At 65.5% G+C, this 22,871-nt stretch carries 19 protein-coding genes; 8 read left to right on the forward strand and 11 right to left on the reverse strand.

Annotation, left to right across the window (positions count from 1 at the left end):
• The first annotated feature begins 4 nt into the window (after window positions 1-4).
• Window positions 5-352, forward strand: a complete 348-nt coding sequence (locus tag ACIPUD_RS21700; protein WP_368508846.1) for an MmcQ/YjbR family DNA-binding protein — start codon at window positions 5-7, stop codon at window positions 350-352.
• Window positions 353-360: 8 nt separating this feature from the next.
• Window positions 361-927 (forward strand): nucleotidyltransferase family protein, encoded by a 567-nt coding sequence (locus ACIPUD_RS21705; protein WP_085351978.1) that lies wholly within the window; start codon window positions 361-363, stop codon window positions 925-927.
• A 6-nt stretch (window positions 928-933) separates the two neighbouring features.
• Here the strand turns inward: ACIPUD_RS21705 and ACIPUD_RS21710 are convergent, their stop codons facing one another.
• From ACIPUD_RS21710 to ACIPUD_RS21720, 3 genes are all read right to left on the reverse strand, one after another.
• The gene (locus tag ACIPUD_RS21710) at window positions 934-1,506 is read right to left on the reverse strand and encodes a PAN domain-containing protein (RefSeq protein WP_018460013.1); all 573 of its coding nucleotides are present in this window, start codon (window positions 1,504-1,506) and stop codon (window positions 934-936) included.
• 111 nt (window positions 1,507-1,617) lie between these two features.
• A complete protein-coding gene (locus ACIPUD_RS21715) occupies window positions 1,618-2,988 on the reverse strand; it encodes a glutamate--cysteine ligase (protein WP_018460014.1) in 1,371 nt (456 codons plus the stop codon).
• 99 nt (window positions 2,989-3,087) lie between these two features.
• On the reverse strand, window positions 3,088-3,582 hold the full coding sequence (locus ACIPUD_RS21720) for a MarR family winged helix-turn-helix transcriptional regulator (RefSeq protein WP_007599417.1): 495 nt from the start codon (window positions 3,580-3,582) through the stop codon (window positions 3,088-3,090).
• 126 nt (window positions 3,583-3,708) lie between these two features.
• On the opposite strand from ACIPUD_RS21720, the gene gstA reads away from it, so the two are divergent.
• Entirely contained in the window at window positions 3,709-4,323 is a 615-nt protein-coding gene (gene gstA, locus ACIPUD_RS21725; RefSeq protein WP_018460015.1) for a glutathione transferase GstA, read from the forward strand.
• 71 nt (window positions 4,324-4,394) lie between these two features.
• Here gstA and ACIPUD_RS21730 read toward each other — a convergent pair whose 3' ends face one another.
• The 4 genes from ACIPUD_RS21730 to ACIPUD_RS21745 form a co-directional block, all read right to left on the reverse strand.
• Window positions 4,395-6,608 (reverse strand): FAD-dependent oxidoreductase, encoded by a 2,214-nt coding sequence (locus tag ACIPUD_RS21730; RefSeq protein WP_446481512.1) that lies wholly within the window; start codon window positions 6,606-6,608, stop codon window positions 4,395-4,397.
• Between the two features lie 18 nt (window positions 6,609-6,626).
• Window positions 6,627-7,835 (reverse strand): acetyl-CoA C-acetyltransferase, encoded by a 1,209-nt coding sequence (locus tag ACIPUD_RS21735; protein ID WP_018460017.1) that lies wholly within the window; start codon window positions 7,833-7,835, stop codon window positions 6,627-6,629.
• A 67-nt stretch (window positions 7,836-7,902) separates the two neighbouring features.
• A complete protein-coding gene (locus ACIPUD_RS21740) occupies window positions 7,903-9,693 on the reverse strand; it encodes an acyl-CoA dehydrogenase C-terminal domain-containing protein (RefSeq protein ID WP_446481513.1) in 1,791 nt (596 codons plus the stop codon).
• 38 nt (window positions 9,694-9,731) lie between these two features.
• Window positions 9,732-10,118 carry a nuclear transport factor 2 family protein gene (locus ACIPUD_RS21745; protein ID WP_446481514.1) on the reverse strand — a complete coding sequence of 129 codons (387 nt, stop codon included), beginning with the start codon at window positions 10,116-10,118 and terminating at the stop codon, window positions 9,732-9,734.
• Between the two features lie 200 nt (window positions 10,119-10,318).
• Here ACIPUD_RS21745 and ACIPUD_RS21750 point away from each other — a divergent pair, with 200 nt between their 5' ends.
• From ACIPUD_RS21750 to ACIPUD_RS21765, 4 genes are all read left to right on the forward strand, one after another.
• On the forward strand, window positions 10,319-10,909 hold the full coding sequence (locus tag ACIPUD_RS21750) for a PadR family transcriptional regulator (protein WP_446481515.1): 591 nt from the start codon (window positions 10,319-10,321) through the stop codon (window positions 10,907-10,909).
• A gap of 392 nt (window positions 10,910-11,301) precedes the next feature.
• Window positions 11,302-14,745 carry a hypothetical protein gene (locus tag ACIPUD_RS21755; protein ID WP_446481516.1) on the forward strand — a complete coding sequence of 1,148 codons (3,444 nt, stop codon included), beginning with the start codon at window positions 11,302-11,304 and terminating at the stop codon, window positions 14,743-14,745.
• Window positions 14,746-15,042: 297 nt separating this feature from the next.
• Window positions 15,043-15,960: a sulfite exporter TauE/SafE family protein gene (locus tag ACIPUD_RS21760; RefSeq protein ID WP_018460022.1), complete on the forward strand. Its 918-nt coding sequence runs from the start codon at window positions 15,043-15,045 to the stop codon at window positions 15,958-15,960.
• Entirely contained in the window at window positions 15,957-16,727 is a 771-nt protein-coding gene (locus ACIPUD_RS21765) for a TIGR02186 family protein (RefSeq protein ID WP_085351985.1), read from the forward strand. Before ACIPUD_RS21760 ends, ACIPUD_RS21765 begins: the two co-directional genes overlap by 4 nt.
• A 144-nt stretch (window positions 16,728-16,871) precedes the next feature.
• Here the strand turns inward: ACIPUD_RS21765 and ACIPUD_RS21770 are convergent, their stop codons facing one another.
• Window positions 16,872-17,648, reverse strand: a complete 777-nt coding sequence (locus ACIPUD_RS21770; RefSeq protein WP_018460024.1) for an MBL fold metallo-hydrolase — start codon at window positions 17,646-17,648, stop codon at window positions 16,872-16,874.
• 12 nt (window positions 17,649-17,660) lie between these two features.
• A complete protein-coding gene (locus ACIPUD_RS21775; RefSeq protein ID WP_085352030.1) occupies window positions 17,661-18,572 on the reverse strand; it encodes a DMT family transporter in 912 nt (303 codons plus the stop codon).
• A 99-nt stretch (window positions 18,573-18,671) separates the two neighbouring features.
• Here ACIPUD_RS21775 and ACIPUD_RS21780 point away from each other — a divergent pair, with 99 nt between their 5' ends.
• Window positions 18,672-19,535 carry a LysR family transcriptional regulator gene (locus ACIPUD_RS21780; RefSeq protein ID WP_166520850.1) on the forward strand — a complete coding sequence of 288 codons (864 nt, stop codon included), beginning with the start codon at window positions 18,672-18,674 and terminating at the stop codon, window positions 19,533-19,535.
• Here ACIPUD_RS21780 and pdeM read toward each other — a convergent pair.
• Together pdeM and ACIPUD_RS21790 are read right to left on the reverse strand one after the other, a co-directional pair.
• Window positions 19,532-20,203 carry a ligase-associated DNA damage response endonuclease PdeM gene (gene pdeM / locus ACIPUD_RS21785; RefSeq protein WP_377828457.1) on the reverse strand — a complete coding sequence of 224 codons (672 nt, stop codon included), beginning with the start codon at window positions 20,201-20,203 and terminating at the stop codon, window positions 19,532-19,534. The genes ACIPUD_RS21780 and pdeM overlap by 4 nt on opposite strands.
• Window positions 20,204-20,256: 53 nt before the next feature.
• On the reverse strand, window positions 20,257-22,833 hold the full coding sequence (locus ACIPUD_RS21790) for a ligase-associated DNA damage response DEXH box helicase (RefSeq protein ID WP_446481517.1): 2,577 nt from the start codon (window positions 22,831-22,833) through the stop codon (window positions 20,257-20,259).
• Window positions 22,834-22,871: the final 38 nt, after the last annotated feature.

Raw genomic sequence — 22,871 nt, forward strand, 5'->3', positions numbered from 1 at the left:
TCTCATGACCTTCGACGACGTCAGAAAATTCGCACTGACGTGGCCGGAGGTCGAGGACGGTACCTCCTACGGCACGCCCGCACTAAAGGTGCGCAAGAAGATGCTGGCGCGTCTGAAGGAAGATGGCGACAGCCTGGTGATGCCGGACGTCCCGCTCGACGAGCGCGCGATGCTGGTCGAGAGCCAGCCAAAAATCTTCTACTTCACCGATCACTACGCCGATTATCCGATAGTGCTGATCCGCCTGTCCAAGGCAAAGCGCGCGATCGTGGAGTCGCTGCTGCGGCGGCGTTGGCGCGCGCTGGCTTCGAAGGCGGCGCGAGCGGATTATGATGCACGCGTGAGCGCGTGACGACTGTCATGGATGAGGCCCGCTTCCTCGCGCTGGCGCTAAAGAACCCGATTAACGTCGCGATTCTCGATGAGCTCCACCAGCTCGCGCTGCCCGATGCGTGGCTGGTCTCGGGATGTCTCGTGCAATCGGTTTGGAACGTGCTCACCGGCCGTGCGATCGATTACGGCATTGCCGATTACGACGTCTTCTACTTCGACCCTGACACCTCCTGGGACGCGGAGGACGTCGTGATCCGCAAGCTGCAAGCGCGCCTCGATCATCTCGGCGTCAAGATCGAGACCCGCAACCAGGCACGCGTGCATCTGTGGTACCCGGCCAAGCACGGCCTGCCCTATCCGCCGCTGTCGTGCTCGACTGACGGTATCGACCGTTTCCTCACACAGAACACGCAAGTGGGCGTGCGGCGCTCGGACGACGGTTTCGACGTTTATGCGCCGCACGGCTTCGATGACGTGGCGGGCTTGATTGCACGCCCCAATCCAAGCCCGAATTTCTCCGCAGCGAATTACGCGGTAAAGGCCGCGAGATGGAGGGCGTTGTGGCCCGAGCTTACGGTGATTGCGCCGGAATGATCCGAGCTATCTCACCACGCCCGACGTGAATCCCGCCTTCCGCCGCGGCGGCTTGATCTCCTTTTTCAGGAAACAGCGCGCTTCGCGTCCCGTGTAGCCCGGGCGGGCATAGGTGAAGGCGCGGCATTTGTTGTCGGCGGTGCAGACGGCCTTGCAGGCTTCTTCGCCTTCGCCGTCCTTCATCTCGAAATTGCGCAAATCGCCGCCGGGGCGGTCGATGGAGGTCTCCACGCCTTCGACACGCGGCTCGATCACACCGGCGCCGCGCACGCCGGAGATGCAGCAGCTTCCCGGCACGCGCGCAGGCACCGTGTTCTTCAGCCAGCACACCGCCGAGCCGCCTTCGATGTCAGGATAGTTGAAGCTCCACGAGCGGCAACGGCGGTCGCGCTCGCACAGCAGCGCGCAATCCTCGGGATCGCCCGACGTGACCGGAGAGCTGAAATAATCTCCGCCTGGCCGGTCGAACGCCGTCTGGGCGCGCGCAGGCCAGCTCGCAAACACGAGCGAAAGCAACGCGGCGCAGGCTACGACGCCTGCCAGGACGCTTGCCATGACGGCCAGGCGGCCCTTCCCCATCGGAACAGCTTTCGAGTTATTGACGACGCTCGGGTTTTTCAGCTGGCCATTTGATCGCCGCAAACCTGTACGGGCGATGAACGGCCCGAGTCCGATCGTTTTGCCTTGGGTCTAGAACGCGTATTCCGCGTAGGCCGGTTCCACCGAGCGGTTCCAGGGACCGTTGAACTTGTCGAGCATCTCCTCAGCCGGCGTGCGGCCGGAATCGATAATGCGATCGAGCGGCTCCAGATGCCTGGTCTCGTCGCGGCCAAGCTGGTCGATCCGGCCGCGCCGGCGCAAGCCGGCATGCGCCAGAACGAGGCACTCCTTGGCGATCTCGAACAGATAGCGGTCCTTGATTCGCGACTTGAACCCGAAGCGTGGCACGTCGTCGCGCAGCGCCTGACGCTCATGCGCGGTCCAGTGCTTCACGAGGTCCCAGGCGGCATCCAGCGACACATCGTCGTAGAGCAACCCGGCCCAGAACGCCGATAGCGCCGGCAGACGGCCCCACGGGCCACCGTCGGAGCCGCGCATCTCGAGATAGCGCTTGAGCCGCACCTCCGGGAAAATCGTCGAAAGATGGTTGGCCCAGTCCGACAGCGTCGGGCGTTCCCCGGGCAAATTGTTGTTGCGGCCATCGAAGAAGGCGCGGAACGAGGAGCCCGAGACGTCGATGTAGTCCTCGTCGCGCTTGACGAAATACATGGGCACGTCGAGCGCGTAGTCGACATAGCGCTCGAAGCCCATGCCGTCCTCGAATGCCCACGGCATCATGCCGGCGCGCGCGTTGTCGGTGTCGCGCCAGATCTCGGACCGGAAGGAGAGAAAGCCGTTTGGCTTGCCCTCGGTAAACGGCGAATTGGCGAACAAGGCGGTTGCGGCCGGCTGGAGCGCGAGCGAGACACGCAGCTTCTTGACCATGTCCGCTTCGGAGGAGAAGTCGAGATTGGTCTGTACCGTGCAGGTCCGGTACATCATGTCGAGGCCGTACTGGCCGACCTTCGGCATGTAATTGGTCATGATCTTGTAGCGGCCCTTGGGCATCACCGGGATGTCGGCGCGCGACCAGGACGGCGTCATGCCGAGCCCGAGGAAGCCGATTCCGAGCGGCGTTGCGATCTCGCGCACCTGCGCCAGATGCGCCATCAGCTCACTCTGGGTCTGGTGCACGTTCTCGACGGGGGCACCCGAGAGTTCGAACTGCCCGCCAGGCTCGAGCGAGATCGCGCCGCCGCCAGTGACGTCGTAGAGGCCGATGATGTTGCCCTTCTCCATGATCGGCTCCCAGCCGAGCAGGAGTTTCATGCCTTCGAGCAGCGCGCCGATACCGCGCGCGCCCTCGTAGGGCACCGGACGGTGGCCTTCGAGCGTGAACGGCGTCTTCTCGTGCTCGGTGCCCATGCGGAATTCGGACGGGTCCTTGCAACCAGCCTCGAACCACGCGACGAGTTCGTCGCGCGATTGCAGCGGCGTCATATCGATCTGGTCTCGCGCCATATCAGACTCTAATCAAAAGCGCTTCGATCGAACGCGCGTGGGTGACAGGGATGGTCCGCGCAGCCACCGGCTGCACGGACGAGCTGGTTTGCCGCGCGATCATCGCAACGGCGTGGTTTCGTTGACGTGGGCAGGCGGCAGTTTCATCTCGCCGCACGAGCAGCCCAGACGGTCGAGCAGACCGCTGAGCTTCACGGCATCCGCATCGGACAGCTTCGAACCGACATATTTCTCGATCGCGGCCGAATAGGCGCCCCACATCCGCTTCTGCAATTCGCGGCCGGCTTCCGTGATCTCCACGAACTGGCCGCGCTTGTCGATCTTGCATTCACGCCGCGAGGCGAGGCCTTCGTCGACCAGGCGGTCGATCAGCCGCGATGTCGAATATTGCGGGATCAGCATCTGCCGTTCGAGTTCGACCGGCCGGAGCTCGCCCGAGGGCGCCCGTGACAGTTCGAGCAGCGCGTCATACCATGCGAGCGGCGGGAAGCCGGCCTTCTTCAGGTCCTGCTCGACGCAATTGAGCACACGGCTCTGCACCCGCATCAAGCGGATCCAGGCGGAAGTCGCCTCGGTCGATGGTTTGCGTTTCATGGTCCCGCTCAAGCTCGTCGCCCGTCTCTTACCCTATTCGATGCACCTGCATCAATCTTGACTATTTCAAGCAGATGCATGTAGTCGTTCTTTCGCCTGAACCAAGCAACAAGAGGAGGAAATTCCATGAAATTGTACTATTCGCCCGGTGCGTGCTCGCTGTCCCCCCATATCGCGCTCCTGGAAGCCGGCCTGCCCTATGAACTGGTCAAGGTCGATATTCGGGCCAAGAAGCTCGAAAACGGTGAGGATTATCTGAAGCTGAACCCCAAGGGCCAGGTCCCTGCGCTGGGCCTCGATAGCGGAGAGATCGTGACCGAAGGCCCGGTGATTGTCCAGATGATCGCCGATCAGGCCTCAGCCAAGGCGCTGGCGCCGGCCCACGGCAGCGCCGAGCGCTACAAGCTGCTCGAATGGCTGAACTTCCTCACCTCGGAGGTCCACAAGAGCTTCGGCCCGATGTTCGCGCCGACGCTGAACGACGAGGCCAAGGCCTTCTTCAAGGACCGCGTCATGGGCAAGCTGAAATACATCGACAGCCAGCTCGCCGGCCGCGACTACCTCATGGGCAAGCAGTTCACGGTGGCCGACGGTTATCTCTTCACGATGCTGACCTGGGGCGACCGGATGAAGTTCGACCTCTCGGCGATGCCGAACCTTGCCGCGTACAAGACCCGCGTCGCGGCGCGGCCGCAGGTGCAGGAAGCGATGAAGAAGGAAGGGCTGATCCAGGCTGCCTGAGCGCACATGCGAAAGGCCGGATCGAAAATCCGGCCTTTCGTATTTTTTATCCCGGCTACGGGTTCAGAGAATCACGCCGCCGCCTTCTTCGGAGCGAAGCGGCCGTAGAAGGTTTCTCCCTTCGCGGCCATCTCCTCAAGGAGCTTCGGCGGGGTGAAGCGCGAGCCGTATTTCGCTTCCAGCTTGTGGCAAAGCTCGACGAATTTTTTCGGGCCCATGAAGTCGATATAGGACAGCGTGCCACCGGTGAACGGCGCGAAGCCGAAGCCGAGGATCGAGCCGACATCCGCTTCGCGCGGATCGGTGATGACGTGGTCCTCAACGGTGCGCGCGGCCTCCACCGCCTGCACTACCAGGAAGCGCTGCTTCAACTCCTCAACGTCGAGGGTATCGGGATCGAGCTGCTTGGGCTGCAGCGCGGACAAGCCCGGCCACAGGCTCTTCTGGCCCTTGCCCTTCTCGGGGTAATCGTAAAAACCCTTGCTGTTCTTGCGGCCCAGACGGCCCTGCTTCTCGACCATCTCCACCATCAGCTTCTTCTGATCGGGATTGATGGCGTTGGGGCCGAGGTCGGCTTCCGTCGCCTTCATGATCTTGAGCCCGAGGTCGAGCGCGACCTCGTCCGACAGCGAGAGCGGGCCGACCGGCATGCCGGCCATCTTGGCACAGTTCTCGATCATCGCCGGCGGCACGCCCTCGAGGAACATCTCGTTGCCCTCGGCGACGTAGCGGCCGACGCAGCGATTGGCGAAGAAGCCTCTGGAGTCGTTGACGACGATCGGCGTCTTGCCGATCTGCCGGACGTAGTCGAGCGCGGTCGCGATCGCGAGATCGCCGGTGTTCTTGCCCTGGATGATCTCGACCAGCATCATCTTCTCGACCGGCGAGAAGAAGTGGATGCCGACGAACCTGCCCTGGTCCTTGAAGGATTCCGCCAGCGAGGTGATCGGAAGCGTCGAGGTGTTGGACGCGAAGATCACGTCCGGCTTCATGTGCTCCTGCGCCTTGGCAAAGGTATCAGCCTTGACCTTGCGGTCCTCGAACACGGCCTCGATGACGAGATCGACGTCCTTGAGCGCGGAATAGTCCGCGGTCGCCGTGATGCGCGCGAGCAGCGCTTCTGCGTCGCCGGGCTTGGCGCGGCCCTTCTTGATCTGCTCCTCGATCACCTTTTGCGCATGCGCCTTGCCCTTGTCGGCGCTCTCCTGGTCGCGATCGATCAGGACGACGTCGAGACCGGCACGGGCTGAGACATAGCCGACGCTCGCGCCCATGAAGCCGGCGCCGATCACGGCGATCTTCTTCACCTTGGTCGGCGGCACATCCTTCGGACGGCGCGCGCCCTTGTTGAGCTCCTGCATCGACAGGAACAGGCTGCGGATCATCGCAGCCGCTTCCTTCGAGCGCAGCACCGAGGTGAAGTAGCGCGACTCGACACGGAGCGCGGCGTCGATCGGCAGCTGCAGGCCCTCGTAGACGCAGCTCATGATCGCGCGTGCGGCCGGATAATTGTCGTAGGTCTCGCGGCGATAGATCGCGTTGCCGGCCGGGAACATCATCATGCCGGCCTTGGAGAACACCGGACCGCCCGGCAGCTTGAAGCCCTTCTCGTCCCAGGGCGCAACAGCCTTGCCGCCGCCCTTGATCCAGTCCTTTGCCGCCTTGACGAGGTCGGCGGCGGGAACGATGGCGTGGATCAGATTCAGCGCCTTGGCTTTCTCGATCGTGACCGGATCGCCCTTGAGCAGGATCGTCATCGCGTCCTGCGGCGGCACCAGGCGCGGCACGCGCTGCGTGCCGCCGGCGCCGGGGAACAGGCCGACCTTGACCTCGGGCAGGCCGAGGCGGGTCTTGGGATTCTCCGCCGCCACGCGATAGTGGCAGCCCAGCGTGATCTCGAAACCGCCGCCGAGCGCGAGCCCGTTGATCGCCGCCGCCCACGGCTTGCCGGAGGTCTCGATGGAACGCAGCACCAGCGAGAAGCGCCGGCTCTGCTCGAACAGCATCTGGTTCGCGGCCGTCTCGCCCTGCTCCCCAAACACTTTTGCGTAGGCCTGATTCATGCCTTCGAGCATGGACAGATCGGCACCCGCGCAGAACGCTTCCTTGGCGGAGGTGATGACGACGCCCTTCACCGCGGCGTCGGCCGTGGTCGCCTTGACGATCGCGTCGAGCTCGCTGGTCGATGTCTCGTCGAGCACGTTCATCGAACGGCCCGGGATGTCCCAGGTCACGAGCGCGATGCCGTCGGAATCGGTCTCAACCTTGAAGTTCTTGTAAGCCATGCTGGTTGCTCCCTGCCCTTAGACGCGTTCGATGATGGTCGCGGTGCCCATGCCGCCGCCGATGCACAGCGTCACCAGTGCGGTCGCCTTGTTGGTACGCTCGAGCTCGTCGAGCACGGTCCCGAGGATCATGGCACCGGTCGCGCCGAGCGGATGGCCGAGCGCGATCGCACCCCCATTGACGTTGATCTTGGCGTTGTCGATGTCGAAGGCCTGGATGTAGCGCAGCACGACGGAGGCGAAGGCCTCGTTGAGCTCGAACAGGTCGATATCCGATTTCTTCATGCCGGAGCGCGCGAACAGCTTCTCGGTGACGTCGACCGGGCCGGTCAGCATCATCGCGGGCTCGGAGCCGATATTGGCGAATGCGCGGATCCTTGCGCGCGGCTTCAGGCCGTACTTGCCGCCGGCTTCCTTGCTGCCGAGCAGAACGGCGCCGGCGCCATCGACGATGCCCGACGAATTGCCGGCATGGTGCACGTAATTGACGCGTTCGATTTCCGGATGCGACTGCACCGCGACGCCGTCGAAGCCGCCCATCTGTGCCATCATCGTGAACGCAGGCTGCAACTGCGCCAGCGACTGCATCGTCGTCGAAGGACGCATATGCTCGTCCTTGGCGAGGATGGTGAGGCCGTTGATGTCCTTGACCGGGACGACCGACTTGTCAAAGCGGCCTTCTTCCCAGGACTTCGCCGCACGCTGCTGGCTCTGCACCGCATAGGCGTCGACGTCGTCACGCGAGAAGCCGTATTTGGTCGCGATCAGATCGGCCGAGACACCCTGCGGCATGAAATAGGCCGGCACTGCCATCGAGGGGTCCATCGGCCAGGCGCCGCCGGAAGCGCCGATGCCGACGCGGCTCATCGATTCGGCGCCGCCGCCGATCACCAGCTCGTGCTGGCCGCTCATCACCTGGGCTGCGGCAAAATTCACGGCATCGAGGCCGGAGGCGCAGAAGCGGCTGATCTGGACGCCCGGCACCGCTTCGCCGAGGCCCGCCTTCAGCGCGGCAAAGCGCGCGATGTCGGAGCCGGCTTCGCCGACCGGATCGACCACGCCGAGAATGACGTCATCGACGGAATCTTCCGGCAGGTTGTTGCGGTCCTTGAGCGCCTTGAGCGGCACGGTCGCGAGCGCGAGCGCGGTGACTTCGTGCAGCGCGCCGTCCGCCTTGCCGCGGCCGCGCGGGGTGCGGACGTGGTCGTAAATGAATGCCTCAGGCATAACGCCCTCCTGATGTGATGATCTTCTGGTCGTGATCCGGTTTGGACGGGTCGCAGCGAAAGCGGCTTCAGAACGCTTCCGCCGGCAGTTCCATGATGGTGGCGCAGCCGGCCTGGATGCGCGCGAGATTGGCGGCGGTCTCCGGCAGCATCCGCTCCATGAAGAAGCGGCCGGTGACGAGCTTGGTCGAGAGATAGGGAGTCGCCCCGCTCTCGGCAATCTTGGCTTGCGTCACCTTCGCCATCTTCGCCCACATGTAACCGAGCGCGACGAAGCCGAAGAGATTCAGGTAATCGGTGGCGGCGGCACCGGCATTGTCGGGCTTGGCCATCGCGTTCTGCATCAGCCACGTCGTGGCCTGCTGGAGATGGCCGAGCGAAGCCGAGAGCGGGGTGATGAAAGGCTTCATCGCCTCGTCGCCGCCGTTGTCCTTGGCGAAGGCCATGACCTCGCCAAAGAACGCCATGATGGCGCGGCCGCCGTCGCGCGGCAGCTTGCGGCCGACGAGGTCGAGCGCCTGGATGCCGTTGGCGCCTTCGTAGATCATGGCGATGCGGGCATCGCGCACGAACTGCTCCATGCCCTGCTCAGCGATGTAGCCGTGGCCGCCATACATCTGCTGCGCCTGCACCGCGTTGGCGAAGCCGTAGTCGGTGAGGAAGCCTTTCAGCACCGGCGTCATCAGGCCCATGTGATCGTCGGCGGCCTGGCGGTCCTTGGGATCCTCGGAGCGATGGGCGACGTCGCTCTTTAGCGCGGTCCACATCACGAAGGCGCGCGCGGCCTCGTTGAAGGCGCGGATCGACAGCAGCGTGCGGCGCACGTCGGGATGGACGATGATCGGATCGGCCGGCTTGTCCGGCGCCTTGGCACCGGTGAGCGAACGGCCCTGGATGCGATCCCGGGCATAGGCGACCGCGTTCTGATAGGCCACTTCCGACTGCGCGAGACCCTGCACGGCGACGCCGAGGCGGGCCTCGTTCATCATCACGAACATGCCCTGCATGCCCTTGTTCTCTTCGCCGATCAGCCAGCCGGTGGCGTTGTCGTAGTTCATCACGCAGGTGGAATTGCCGTGAATGCCCATCTTGTGCTCGATCGAGCCGCAGACCACGCCGTTGCGTGCGCCGACCGAACCATCGGCATTGACCAGGAATTTCGGCACCACGAACAGCGACACGCCCTTGATGCCGGCGGGCGCGCCCTCGATGCGTGCAAGCACGAGGTGGATGATGTTGGGCGCGAGGTCATGCTCGCCGGCCGAGATGAAGATCTTGGTGCCCGTGATCTTGAAGCTGCCGTCGGCCTGCCGCACCGCCTTGGTGCGGAGCATGCCGAGATCGGTGCCGCAATGCGGCTCGGTCAGGTTCATGGTGCCGGTCCACTCGCCCGCCACCATCTTCGGCACGTAGGTCTGCTTCTGCTCCGGCGTGCCGTGGACGATCAGCGCCGCGGTCGCGCCCATGGTGAGGCCGCCATACATCGAGAACGCCATGTTAGCGGAGATCTGGAATTCGTTGACCGCCTGGCTCAGCGTCACCGGCAGACCCTGGCCGCCGAACTCGGTTGGTGCCGACAGGCCGAGCCAGCCGCCCTCGGCGACCTGCTTGAACGCCTCCTTGAATCCCGTCGGCGTGGTGACGCTGCCGTCATCGGCGCGCTTGCAGCCTTCGAGATCGCCCACGCGATTGAGCGGCTGCAGCACTTCTTCGGCGAGCTTGGCAGCTTCGCCGAGAATGGCTTCACGCACGTCGCTCGACGCATCGGAGAAGCCGGCCAGATTGTCGTAGCGATCGATCTGGAAGACGTCGTTGAGCAGGAAGTTCACGTCTTCGACGGGGGCTTTGTAGATCGGCATGGTGGTCTCCCGGCAGGCCTTGAAGTGATGATGCTGGCTTAGGATTGAGCGGCGGCCAACTGCTCCGCCATCAGGCGGTGCAGCATGTTTATCGCCTTGAGCGGCCGCACCATCACCTTGAAATGCGTGATGCGTCCGTCGCCGTCGAAGGTGATGATGTCGACGCCGTTGATCTCGATGCCGTCGATGATGGTCTTGAATTCGAGCACGGCGCCGCTCTCACTCTTCCATTCGCCGACATAAAGGAAGCCGGGGCCGCCAAGCACCTTCTCGGCGCTGGCGAGATATTTGAAGGTGATGTCGCGTCCGCGCTGCGGCGAATGCACGACGGGGCTTTCGAAGACGGCGTCGGGATGGAGCAGGTCCCAGAGCGCTGCCCGGTCATGCGACTTCATGTAGCCGTACCAGGAATCGAGGCCGGTCATTCAGCTGCCTCCCTAAAGGCTTGCGCAAAAAAACGCGAAAACAACCCCATGCACAGTAGCGCGAAGGTTGATTCCATTGGGGTTTTCGGGGCGGTGTTTGCCCTCGTTTTTGGGTCGCCTCATATGCACATTGACGCATATGCGCCGATGCGCATAAAGTCAAGCCAATTGGTTAAGGTCGAGAACAGGAGGACCGGGTCATGGCTTTAGGCGACGCAATCCTCGCATGCCTGACGGAACGTCCGATGACGGGCTACGAGCTCGCCAAGACATTCGATTCCTCGATCGGCTTCTTCTGGAAGGCCGACCACCAGCAAATCTACCGCGAGCTCTCCAAGCTGCGCGACCGCGGCTACATCCAGGGCCGCGAGGTCGTGCAGACAGGCAAGCCCAATAAGCTGATCTATACGCTGACTCCGGAGGGCCGAACAGCGCTGCGGCACTGGGCCGCGCGGCCAAGCACGCCCCCTTCCATCAAGGACGACCTCCTGGTGCGGCTACATGCGCTGGACAGCATCGGCATCGAGCCCATGCGAACCGACCTGATGGCCCGGCTCGAGCACCACCGCGATCGCCACGAGAACTACGAGCGCATCCTGAAGAAGCGCTTTCCGGAAGGGGCGGCCTCCGGCGTACTCGACCTCGGTAACCTCCTCCTGCTTCAGCTCGGCGCCCGGCACGAGCAGATGGTCGCCGACTTCTGTGAAGAGGCGCTGGAGGCCCTGTCGGCGATGAGCGCAAGCGGCACCGTGGTGCCGCTGGAGGACGGCAAGCGCGAGGGCAAGGGCTGAGGTCGTCGAGCCCGACCGTATGCGGGCTGTCGCGACCCGCTCCACCGTCATCGCCCGCCTTGTGCGCAATTGCGCACTGGGGCGGGCGATCCAGTACGCCACGGCGCCTCGTTCCTAGCCGCGCTGCCTCGGAGTACTGGATGCCCCGCCTTCGCGGGGCATGACACCGTTATTTTGGCGAGCGGACGAGCGCCACAACGATCGCACTCCGTTCCCGCCGCCCAACTTTAAGACACCGTCAACGGGTTCCTTAACCCGTTATTTACCGTAACAGACAAAAGTCGGTTTTCGAGGCAGACGACCCGCGCCAAATCCGATTGTCTTTGCAACCGGCACGCGAGGGAAGACTGGAGGCGCCGGGTGGGGCGCCGGAGTCGGAACCGGACAGAGTCATGAATTCGCGCGTATCGTGGAGTGTTGACGGCATCGATCCATCCGTCCGGGAGCGGGCCGAAGCTGCTGCGCGTCGCGCCGGCATGTCACTCAACGATTGGCTGAACTCCACGCTCGGCGAGACCGCCCCGCCGAACTTTCGCGGACCTTACGACCAGCGCCCGCAAGCCCAGAACGTCCCGAGCCAGGTACCGACTCAAGCACCGAGCCAGGAAAGCCGCGAAGTTGCCGACATCCACCAGCGGCTCGACGCCATCACCCAGCAGATCGAGCGGATTTCAAAGCCCGCGCCGCGGCAAGATTCTTCGCGACAAGATACTCCGCGACAAGACGTTTCGCGCGAGCAGGGCGTTGCGCGCCAGCTCAACGACGCGATCTCGCGGCTCGATGCAAGGCTGTCGCAAATCTCAAAGCCGCAGCAGGCTCCGGCACAGCGACAGGCCCCGGTTGAAACGCGCCAGCGCCAGGCCGATGCGGTCGAGCGCGCGGCAGCACAGGTCTATCGCAACTCACCGCCCCTGAGCCCCGCTTCGTTCGACGTCGCGGTGGCCGAGATCACCGCACGGCAGAGCGAGCTCGACGGCTTTACGCCCAGGCAGATGCCGCCGCGCGCCGCGCCGCCGATCGCGCCCGCGGCAGCTCCTTACGCGCCCCCGATGGCGCCGCCCGCGCCTGCCTATGCTCCGCCGCCACCCCAGCCGGGGCCGGATTTCTCTGCGCTTGAGCGCCATCTGCTCAAGATCACGAGCCAGATCGAATCGCTGCAGCGCCCTGACAATACCGAGCAGGCGATCAACACTTTCCGCAGCGAGCTTGCGGAGATCCGCAACGCCATCACCGAGGCGATGCCGCGCCGCGCGATCGAATCGATCGAGAACGAGATCCGCTCGCTGCATCGGCGCATCGACGAGACCCGCTCCAACGGCACCGACGGTCAGGTCCTGTCCGGCATCGAGCACGCGCTGTCCGAGATCAAGCAGGTGCTCCGCACGCTGACGCCGGCCGAGCAGCTCACCGGCTATGACGAGGCGATCCGCAATCTCGGCGCCAAGCTCGATCTAATCCTGCGCGCCAATGACGATCCTTCCACGGTCCGCCAGCTCGAAGGCGCGATCTCGGCGCTGCGTGGCATCGTCTCCAACGTTGCCTCCAACGAAGCGCTGGCACGGCTCTCGGACGACGTGCAGCTGCTGTCGTCCAAGGTCGACCAGGTCACCCGTGCGTCCGGCCAAGGCGACAGTTTTGCGGTGCTGGAACAGCGCATCGCGGCGCTCACCGCCGCTCTGGAAACGCGCGAGCGCCCTCAACCACCCGAGAGCAGCGAGCAGCTCGAAAGCGCGATCCGCGCCCTGTCCGACCGTTTCGATCGCATGCAGGTCGGCAACGACTCGGCTTCGACCTTCGCTCATCTTGAACAGCGGGTCTCGTATCTGCTGGAGCGGCTCGAGGCCGCCTCCGATCCGCGCAACGGAAATTTCAGCCGCGTCGAGGACGGGCTGCACGACATCCTGCGCCACCTGGAGCGGCAGCAGGCGACCTATTCCGCGCTGGCGGAGAGCCGCAACTCCGCGCCGCCCGCCGATTCCGGCATGGTCGATCTCGTCAAGCGCGAGCTCTCCGACATCCGCTTCAGCCAGGCCGAGACCAACCGGACCACCCAGGATTCGCTGGAGGCCGTCCACAACGCCCTTGGCCACGTCGTCGATCGTCTCTCGATGATCGAGGGCGATCTTCGCAATGTGCGCACCGCGCCGCCCGCCCCTGCGGCGCAGCCGATGCCGATGCCGATGCCGATGGCCGCTCCCATGGCGCCCGCGCCGATGGCGCACGAGCCGCGGCCGCAGCAACAGCAGCACCCGAAATACGATCCGAAGCCCGAGCTGCCCAATCCAGCCGCCGCGCAGGCGGCGCACGCCGCCTTCGCCGCCGCGCCGCGCGAATTCCAAGCCGCCGCGCCGGCGGCGCCGCCGCCGATGCCGATGGCACCGCCGGTTCCGCCACGCGCGATCAGCGAAATCCTGGAGCCGCATACCGCGCCCACGCGCGCCGCGCTTGCGCCCGAACTGCCGCCGGATCATCCGCTCGAGCCGGGCACAAGGCCGGGTGGCCGCGTCGCCACGCCGTCCGAGCGCATCGCTGCGTCCGAAAGCGCAATCAGCGAAATCCCGGCCGCGCCCAAGGAGCCGGTGTCGTCGTCGAGCTTCATCGCTGCCGCGCGCCGCGCAGCGCAAGCCGCCGCCGCGCAGCCACCCGAGAAAACCGGCCGGGCCGCCAAGGCGTCTGCCGGCCGCGCCAAGGACAAGGGCCAGGAAGGCGGGTCGACCATCACCTCGAAGATCCGCTCGCTGCTGGTCGGCGCGAGCGTGGTCGTGATCGTGCTCGGCACCTTCAAGATGGCGATGAACCTGCTCGATGGCAGCAGCTCGTCGCCAGCGCCGCAGGCGATGGAGAATACGTCGAGCGAGCCCGCGCCGCGAGCCCTGCCGTCCATTGAGAACAAGCCCGCCGCGCCAGAGCAGGTCACGCCCTCGATGACCTCGCCGACGCCGATCGGAAAGCAGTCGCAGAACAATGCCGCGCCGGGGTCCGTGACGAGCCCGAGCGGCACCGCTACGGTCGAAATCCCGCAAACCGCGGCGCCAACCCCGCCTGCGGCGTCGAGCGACGTCACCGGCGCGCTGTCGGGCACGAGCCGCGCGAAACTCGCGATGATCCAGGTGCCGCCGAGCGAAAAGCTGCCTGACGGCATCGGTGGCCCCGGCTTGCGCACCGCCGCGATGAAGGGCGATGCGACCGCGGCCTACGAGATCGGCGTGCGCTTTGCCGAGGGCAAGGGCGTGGCCGCGAATTACGACGAAGCCGCCAAATGGTACGACCGTGCGGCGCAGGCCGGCGTCGTGCCCGCAACCTTCCGCCTCGGGACACTCTACGAAAAGGGTCTTGGCGTGAAGAAGGACGCCGACATCGCCCGCCGCTACTACACGCAGGCGGCCGAGCGCGGCAACGCCAAGGCGATGCACAATCTCGCGGTGCTCGACGCCGATGGCGGCGGACGCGGAGCCAATTACAAGAGCGCGGCACTGTGGTTCCGGAAGGCCGCCGACCGCGGCGTCGCCGACAGCCAGTTCAACCTCGGCATCCTCTATGCCCGCGGCATCGGGGTCGAGCAGAACCTCGCCGAGTCCTATAAATGGTTCACGCTCGCCGCCGCCCAGGGCGATGCGGACGCGGCCGGCAAGCGCGACGACGTCGCCAAGCGGCTCGACCCGCAATCGCTCGCCGCCGCCAAGCTCGCGATCCAGACCTTCAGCGCCGAACCGCAGCCCGACGACGCCGTCAATGTTGCGGCCCCGAACGGCGGCTGGGACAGCGCCCCGCAGGCCAACGCGAAGCCTGCGCCGAAGCCGGTTGCCGCCAAGCGCGCGGCCTCGGCTGTGCATTAATCGGTTTAGTACGCTTTCCTCCTCTTGTCGTCGCCCGGCTTGACCGGGCGACCCAGTATTCCAGAAGCTGCGGCATAGTGGATGCCCCGGTCAAGCCGGGGCATGACGGCGGAGAAGGTGGCGGAATGCTCGGTTCGCTGCGAGCCGTGATCTGATCTCTCTTAGCCCATTCACCACGCCTGAAATTCCTGGTCCCGCCGGCCACCGAATTCCGCTATTGAAGGGCGCGGCAATCGTTCTGCCCTCCTGCGAGCATTCCGCGCAATCGATCCGTCTCGCGGGAAGCGTGGTCTCTCGATGCAGCTCTATCTCCCGATCGCCGATCTTCCGGTCAATGTCTTCCTCGTGCTAGCGATGGGCGCGGCGGTCGGCTTCGTCTCCGGCATGTTCGGGATCGGCGGCGGCTTCCTGATGACGCCGCTTTTGATCTTCATCGGCATCACGCCGGCGGTCGCGGTCGCCTCCGTCGCGAGCCACATCGCCGCCTCGTCCTTTTCCGGCGCGCTCGCCTATTGGCGGCGACGCGCGATCGACCCAGCGCTGGCAAGCGTGCTGTTATGCGGCGGCGTGACCGGGACGGCGCTGGGCGTGTGGACCTTCACGCAGCTGCGTGCGCTCGGCCAGCTCGATCTGATGATCGCACTGTCCTACGTCGTGCTGCTCACCACCGTCGGCAGCCTGATGTTCTCCGAAGGCCTGCGCGCCCTAATGCGGACCCGGCGCGGCGCGGTGCCGCCACGACGCACCCACAACTGGATCCATGGCCTGCCGCTGAAGATGCGGTTCAAGCGTTCCAAGATATACCTCTCGGTCATTCCGGTCGTGATCATCGGCGTCCTGATCGGCTTCATCGGCGCCATCATGGGCATCGGCGGCGGCTTCATCCTGGTGCCGATCATGATCTATCTGCTGCGGGTGCCGACCTCGACGGTGATCGGCACCTCGATGGTCCTGACGCTGGTCACGATGCTGTTTGCGACCCTGCTGCATGCGGTGACCAATCACCTCGTCGACGCGGTGCTGGCGCTGATCCTGATGGTCGGCGGTGTCACCGGCGCGCAGTTCGGCGCACGCGCCGGTCAGAAGATCCGCGGCGAGCAGCTGCGGCTGCTGCTCGGCCTGCTGATCCTCTCGGTCGGCGTCCGCTTCGCCATCGAGCTGGTGATCCGGCCAGAGGATCTCTTCACCATCCGCGAGCTGGGAGTGAACGGATGATGCGCGCAGTTCTCGCAGTCCTGCTCGTTCTGCTGCTCGGCTCCGCCGCACGCGCCGAGCGGCTGATCGTGTCGGTCTCCAACCACCGCGTCACGGTGACGCCGAACTATTCCGGCGAGGAGCTGGTGTTGTTCGGTTCGGTCGAGAAGGACGCCTCCACGCCCGCCGATCGCAAGAGCTACGATCTCGTCGTCACCGTGATGGGCCCGCGCGCCGAGATGGTGACGCGGCGCAAGGAGCGCACCTTCGGGATCTGGATCAACACCGACTACCGCCAGTTCCTGGAGGTGCCGAGCTATCTCGCGCTGTTTGCCAACCGCTCCTTCGATGTCATCACCTCGCCCGAGATCGCGCGGCGCCAGCAGATCGGGCTTAACAACGTGCTGCTGACCCAGCGTGTCAGCGGCGACTATGCCGATGTGGTGCCGAACGACGTATTCCGCTCCGCCTTCATCCGCCTGCGCACCCAGCGCGGTCTCTACCGCGAGGATCCGAGCGCGGTGACGTTCCTGACGCCGACGCTGTTCCGCACCGGCATTCCGCTGCCGGCGGAGGTGCCGATCGGCACTTACGAGGTGGAGATCAAGCTGTTTGCCGACGGCGCGTTCATCGGCAAGACCGAGACCGCGTTCGAGATCGTCAAGGTCGGCTTCGAGCAGTTCGTCGCCACCACCGCGCGGCAGAACGGCCTGATCTACGGCCTCGTCACCGCCGCGATGGCGCTGATGACGGGATGGATGGCTTCGATCGTGTTTCGCAAGGATTGAGGAGACTACGCTCTCTCCTCTCGTCGTCGGCCGGCTCGACCGGGCGACCCAGTATTCCAGAGGCCTGCGTTAGGCGACTCGCTCTCACAATTACCGCCGCGGCGTACTGGATGCCCCGGTCAAGCCGGGGCATGACAGTCGGGGCTACGGCGCCTGCACCACCGTCGGCACGCCGGGCTCGAGCAATCGCAGCCGCGTCCCGAAGCCGAGCACGTCGAAGGTCTTGCGTAGATCCTCGCTGTTCTGGCGGAAATGCGCCCAACCCTCCGTATGAACCGGCACGATCATCGCATCGGGGAAGGCGCGCGCGGTCTCGATGGTGTCGTTGGTGTCCATGGTCAGATGAAACGGCCCGCGCGTTTGCGCGGCGCCGGCGAAAGGCATCACCACGCCGCATTTGAAACGGCGCGCGACCTCGGCGACGCCGTCGAACCAGGTGGTGTCGCCGCTGATGTAGACCGATGTGGTGTCGGTCCGGCTCGACGACACCACGAAGCCGATGACGTCGCCTGACAGCGGCTCGATGCCGGCCGGGCCGTGACGCGCCGGGGTCGCGGTGATCGTCAGCGAGTTGCCGTCACGATCTTTCAGATGCGCCGTGCCCCACGGCGCCAAACCTTCGACATGCCCGCCGAGGCGCTGCGCGCCGGCCTCGGTGGTCAGCACGCGCTTCACATGTTTGAGAAAGTCGCGGCCGGAATTGTCGAGATTGTCCGAATGCTGGTCGTGGCTGAGCAGCACGGCATCGATCGGGCCGATCGCATCGGCCTTGAGCGCAGGGCCGATCGTCTTCTCCAGCTTCACATGCGGCAGCTGATAGGCGGTGTGCGCGTCATCGAAGGTCGGATCGGTGAGCAAACGGAAGCCATCGATCTCGATCAGCGCAGTGGGACCGCCGATCAGGGTGATGGAAATGGGCATGATGGACTCCTCTTACGAGACGGATTTGGCGGGCCGCGTCACCAGGTAGATGCCGAGTGCGACCGGAATGATTCCGAGCAGATCGCGCGCCTCGACGTGCTCGCCGAGCACGAGATACGCAAACAGCATGCCGAGCGGCGGCATCAGGAAATGATAGGCACTGGCAGCCGTCGCGCCACACACTTTCAAGAGATGAAACCAGAGCCAGTACGCCAGGATCGAGCCGCCGAGCACGAGGAAGGCGAAGGCGCCGATCAGGCCCGGCGTGAAGTCGATGGCATGAACATCCGCGAAGGTCAGCGCCACCGGCGTCAGCACGATGCCTGCGGCGAGATTCTGCACGCCATTGCCGATCCACAGCGAGCCCTTCGGCGCGAGCAGCTTGAACAGGATGGTGCCGGCGACGAGGGAGGCAAGCGAGGCCAGGGTGAAGACGATGCCGTGCCATGAATCGGTACCGACCGACAGGCGATGCCAGACGATCAGGGTCACGCCGATGATGCCGAGCAGAAGTCCGCTCGCCTTGCGCCAGGTCACGCCTTCGCCGAGCAGCAGCGCGGCGAGGCCCGCCGTGAACACCGGATTGGCCGACACGATCAGGCCGCCGAGGCCGGCGGAGACCGATTGCAGCCCGGTGTAGCCGAGGCCGAGATAGAGCGCGTTGTTGGCGACGCCGAGCACGGCGAAGATCGCGGCATCGCGCCAGGACAGCGACCAGTCGTCGCCGCGGACCAGCGTGGCACCGATGATCAAGATGCCGGCGAGCGAGAAGCGCGCGGCGAGCAGGATCAGCGGCGGGCAATGGGTGACGCCGATCTTGCCGGCGACGAAGGCGTAGCTCCAGAGCAGGCAGAACAGGCCGATGGCCAGCGGCAGCGTGTTGAAGTGGCTGCGCGGAACGGCAAGCGAGGGGGCGAGCGACATGAGGGACATTCTCCTGAGCCCTCGATCTAGGGAGCCGGCTTGTCATTTGGAAATTAAATGATTAACTTACTGCCAGTGGATTTTCGAATGGAGGCGCCCATGCTCGATCTGGAGCTCCTGCGCAGCTTCGTCTCGGTGGTCGATGCCGGCGGCTTCACCCGCGCCGGCGAGCGCGTCCATCGGACGCAATCGACCGTCAGCCAGCAGATCAAGCGGCTGGAGGAGGATGTCGGCCAGGTTCTGCTGCATCGTGACGGCAAGGACGTGCGTCCAACCGAAGCCGGCGAACGATTGCTGTCCTATGCGCGGCGGCTGTTGTCGCTTGCGGAAGAGGCGCGCGACGTGCTGCGCCAGCCTGACGGCGAAGGCGCGATCCGGCTCGGCATCCCCGAGGATTTCGCGGCGTATCGGCTGGCGAAGCTGCTCGGCGCGTTCTCGCGCTCGCATCCGGGCCTGCGGCTCGATGTGCGCGCCGACCAGAGCAAGAATCTCGCCCGCGACCTCGATCGCGGCGAGCTCGATCTCGCGCTGTTCAAGCGCGCGGCCGGTGAGAAAGGCGCGATTGCGGTGTGGCCGGAGCAGGTGCACTGGGTGACCAGCAAAAGCCACCCGATCCACGCCGATGTCGCCTCCGTTCCGCTGATCGGCTTTCCGCTCGGCTGCCTCTACCGCGCCGGCGCCATCCACGCGCTGGAAAGCGCGGGCCGGCCTTGGCACATGTCCTATACCTCATCGAGCCTCGCCGGCATCCAGGCCGCGGTCGCGGCCGGCATGGGCTTGAGCATCCTGTCGGAGATGGCGATCCAGTCCGACCACCGCGTGCTGACAGCGAAGGACGGCTTTGCGCCGATCAACCGGACCGAAGTCGCGTTGATGGCCGCGCCGGGCGCGAGCCCCGCGACGCTGCGGCTGGCGGACCGGCTGGCTGAGTTTTGCGACGACGTGCAGGCGAAGGCGGCTTAGCTGCACCGTGACGCGGCGATCGCGTGGACGCGGCGGTCGCCGAGCAGGTGCGCGACAAAACCGTTCTTCGGAAAGATCTTTGCAAATGCAACATCGCGGATGCTGAGGCCGCCGGCATAGGCGCCGAAGGCGGGCATCACGGCGCGCTCGCCGTCGCAGGCGAAGCAGCGGCGCTCCATCGAGCGACCGCGCGCGGAGACGCGCGCCTTGGGATGGAGATGGCCGGCGATCTCGCCGCTCGCGCCGGTCGGCTCATGGCGGAAGGTGATCGGGCCAATCGCGACTTCGTCGGCAACGGTGCCGCCGAGATCACGCGGCAGCGCCGGATCGTGATTGCCTGAGATCCAGATCCAGTCGCGGCCAGCCTGCAAGGCGGCGACCACGTCGCGATCCTCCGCCGACAGCCGTCCATGCGCCGTGCGATCGTGAAAACTGTCGCCGAGAGCAATGACGATTCGGGGATCATGGCGGGAGATGACAGCAGCGAGACGACTGAGCGTCGCGATGGTGTCGTAAGGCGGCAGCAGCACGCCGCGCATGGCGAAGCTGGAACCTTTTTCCAGATGCAGGTCGGAGACGACGAGCAGGCGCTGCTCTTCCCAGAATAGCGCGCCGGAGAGATCGGCCGCGAAGGTCACGCTGCTGATGCTGACATTCGAAACGCGCATGTCCTCGATATCCCCTGAAACCAGCGCGCCTGCCCCCACGTCAAAACCTGCTGTTATCCCATCGCCTCTTTGACGAGCTCGTCGGCGGCCTCCGCCAGGAGCTCGTCTCCAGCTTCGCCATAGACTGACTCGCGGCCGATTTCCAGCATCACAGGGACGGCGAGCGGGGAGACGTGGTCGAGTTCCCGATGCGTGATGCGGCCCCGGATGCGGGTGAGCATGTCGCTGAGGCGGAGCAGATCGAGCAGGCCAGTGGCGGCATCGGCGCGGGCGGCGCGCAACAGCACGTGATCGGCCTGGTGCTTGCGCAGGACGTCGTAAACGAGATCGGTCGAGAACAGCACCTGACGGCGGCTCTTCTCCTCACCGGTGTGCCGCCGCGCAATCAGGCCGGAGATGATCGCGCAATTGCGGAACGTGCGCTTCATCAGCGCGGATTCGGCGAGCCACGCTTCGAGGTCGTCGCCGAGCATGTCGGGATCGAACAGCGCGTCGAGGTCGATCCTGCCGTCCCGGATCATGGAGGACATGTCGCCGAGCGCCCAGACCGCGATCGCATATTCGTTGGCGACGAAACCGAGCGGCCGGGCGCGGGCGCGCTCCAGCCGACGCGTCAAGAGCATGCCGAGCGTCTGATGCGCGAGACGGCCTTCGAAGGGATAGCAGACGATGTAATGCTTGTTGGCGCGGGGAAAACTCTCGACCAGCAGCTCGCGCACCGCCGGCACGCGCGAGACGTCCTTTTGCAGCGACAGCCAGTCGCGCACCTGCTCCGGCAGGGCGCCCCACGCGCGCCCGTCATCGAGCAGGCGGCGAACCCGTTCGGCAAGATAGGTCGAGAGCGGAAACTTGCCGCCCATATAGGACGGCACTTTCGGGTCCTTGTCGTTGGCGCGCGAGACATAGACCTGGTCTTCGACCAGGGTCTCGTAGCGCACCACCTCGCCTGAGAACACGAAGGTGTCGCCCGGGCTGAGGCCTTCGATGAAGGCTTCCTCGATCTCGCCGAGCAGCCTGCCGCCGCGCGCGATCACGCCGGTCGACCCGCCTGCTTTTCCTTGACCTCCGCCGCGCGAGCGCACCAGCCGCACCTTCAGCATGTCGTCCTCGACGATGGTGCCGACATTCATGCGGTAGCTCTGCCGCACCCTGGGATTGGCGACGCGCCAGCGTCCCTCCTTGTCCTGCTTGATACGCGCGAAACGCTCATAGGTCTTCAGCGCGTAGCCGCCGGAGGCGACGAAATCGACCACGTCGTCGAAGTCCTGCCGCGTGAGATCGGCGTAGGGCGCGGCGGTGCGCACCTCACCGTAAAGCTCGTCGGAGAAAAACGGCTCGCCGCAGGCGCAGCCGAGCACGTGCTGGGCCAGCACATCGAGCGCACCCAGGCGCAGCGGCGGCGTGTCCTGCGCATTCTCCGCGATGGCGTCGATCGCGACGCGGCACTCCAGCACCTCGAATCGGTTCGCGGGCACCAGCACCGCGCGCGAGGCTTCGTCGAGCCGGTGGTTGGCGCGGCCGATGCGCTGCATCAGGCGCGAGGAGCCCTTGGGCGCGCCGATATTGACGACGAGATCGACGTCGCCCCAGTCGACGCCGAGATCGAGCGAGGAGGTACAGACCACGCCGCGCAATCTGCCCGCTGACATGGCGTCCTCGACCTTGCGGCGCTGGGCGACGTCGAGCGAGCCGTGATGCAGCGCGATGGCAAGATTGTCGTCGTTCATGCTCCAGAGGTTCTGGAACAGCATCTCGGCCTGGCTGCGGGTATTGACGAAGACCAGCGTGGTCTTGTTCGCCTTGATCAGCTCGTAGATCTCGGGAAGCGCATGGCGCGCGCTGTGGCCGGCCCAGGGCAGGCGTTCGCGCGTGTCCATCATCTCGACCAGCGGCGGTGCGGCGCCGCCCGCAAGGACGATGTCGGCCACCGCTTCCTTGCCGCCGGGCTGCGGCACCAGGAAGCGCGCCAGCGATTCAGGCTCGGCCACGGTCGCCGACAGGCCGATGGCGCGCATCTGCGGCGCCAATCGCCACAGCCGCGCGAGCCCAAGGGAGAGCAGATCACCGCGCTTGGACGTCACCAGCGCATGCAGCTCGTCGAGCACGATGCGCTTCAAGGAGGAAAACAGAAACGGCGCATCATCGGAGGACAGCAGCAGCGCAAGCTGCTCCGGCGTCGTCAGCAAAATGTCCGGCGGATAGCGCCGCTGCCGCTGCCGCCGCGACGTTGGGGTGTCGCCGGTGCGGGTCTCGATTTTGATCGGCAGCGCCATCTCGGCGACGGGACGCTCGAGGTTGCGCGCGATATCGACCGCGAGCGCCTTGAGCGGCGAGATGTAGAGCGTGTGCAGGCCGCCGGTGCGTTGCAGACTGCGGCCGGTGGAGATCACCGATTTCGCCGAAGCTTTGGGCGCGGAGCTCAGCTCCACCAGCGTCGGCAGGAATCCCGCCAGCGTCTTGCCGGCGCCGGTGGGCGCGATCAGCAATGCGGATCGGTCCTCGCGCGCCTTTTCCAGCAGCGCCAATTGATGCGCGCGCGGCGACCAGCCGCGGGCCGCGAACCACGCCTTGAAGCGGTCGGGCAACAGCGCGGCAGGCTCGGCCGGGATTTTGCGGATGCGGGGCGGCACGGCATCACAGGTAAGCCGTGGGGACGGGTTCGTCGAGG

The organism is Bradyrhizobium sp. CAR08 (assembly GCF_052871955.1).

Excerpts from the sequence above, each read along its gene's own strand:
- ACIPUD_RS21700 (WP_368508846.1), top strand. The coding sequence starts at position 5 with ATGACCTTCGACGACGTCAGAAAATTCGCACTGACGTGGCCGGAGGTC.
- ACIPUD_RS21705 (WP_085351978.1), top strand. The coding sequence starts at position 361 with ATGGATGAGGCCCGCTTCCTCGCGCTGGCGCTAAAGAACCCGATTAAC.
- ACIPUD_RS21710 (WP_018460013.1), bottom strand. The coding sequence starts at position 1,506 with ATGGGGAAGGGCCGCCTGGCCGTCATGGCAAGCGTCCTGGCAGGCGTC.
- ACIPUD_RS21715 (WP_018460014.1), bottom strand. The coding sequence starts at position 2,988 with ATGGCGCGAGACCAGATCGATATGACGCCGCTGCAATCGCGCGACGAA.
- ACIPUD_RS21720 (WP_007599417.1), bottom strand. The coding sequence starts at position 3,582 with ATGAAACGCAAACCATCGACCGAGGCGACTTCCGCCTGGATCCGCTTG.
- gstA (WP_018460015.1), top strand. The coding sequence starts at position 3,709 with ATGAAATTGTACTATTCGCCCGGTGCGTGCTCGCTGTCCCCCCATATC.
- ACIPUD_RS21730 (WP_446481512.1), bottom strand. The coding sequence starts at position 6,608 with ATGGCTTACAAGAACTTCAAGGTTGAGACCGATTCCGACGGCATCGCG.
- ACIPUD_RS21735 (WP_018460017.1), bottom strand. The coding sequence starts at position 7,835 with ATGCCTGAGGCATTCATTTACGACCACGTCCGCACCCCGCGCGGCCGC.
- ACIPUD_RS21740 (WP_446481513.1), bottom strand. The coding sequence starts at position 9,693 with ATGCCGATCTACAAAGCCCCCGTCGAAGACGTGAACTTCCTGCTCAAC.
- ACIPUD_RS21745 (WP_446481514.1), bottom strand. The coding sequence starts at position 10,118 with ATGACCGGCCTCGATTCCTGGTACGGCTACATGAAGTCGCATGACCGG.
- ACIPUD_RS21750 (WP_446481515.1), top strand. The coding sequence starts at position 10,319 with ATGGCTTTAGGCGACGCAATCCTCGCATGCCTGACGGAACGTCCGATG.
- ACIPUD_RS21755 (WP_446481516.1), top strand. The coding sequence starts at position 11,302 with ATGAATTCGCGCGTATCGTGGAGTGTTGACGGCATCGATCCATCCGTC.
- ACIPUD_RS21760 (WP_018460022.1), top strand. The coding sequence starts at position 15,043 with ATGCAGCTCTATCTCCCGATCGCCGATCTTCCGGTCAATGTCTTCCTC.
- ACIPUD_RS21765 (WP_085351985.1), top strand. The coding sequence starts at position 15,957 with ATGATGCGCGCAGTTCTCGCAGTCCTGCTCGTTCTGCTGCTCGGCTCC.
- ACIPUD_RS21770 (WP_018460024.1), bottom strand. The coding sequence starts at position 17,648 with ATGCCCATTTCCATCACCCTGATCGGCGGTCCCACTGCGCTGATCGAG.
- ACIPUD_RS21775 (WP_085352030.1), bottom strand. The coding sequence starts at position 18,572 with ATGTCGCTCGCCCCCTCGCTTGCCGTTCCGCGCAGCCACTTCAACACG.
- ACIPUD_RS21780 (WP_166520850.1), top strand. The coding sequence starts at position 18,672 with ATGCTCGATCTGGAGCTCCTGCGCAGCTTCGTCTCGGTGGTCGATGCC.
- pdeM (WP_377828457.1), bottom strand. The coding sequence starts at position 20,203 with ATGCGCGTTTCGAATGTCAGCATCAGCAGCGTGACCTTCGCGGCCGAT.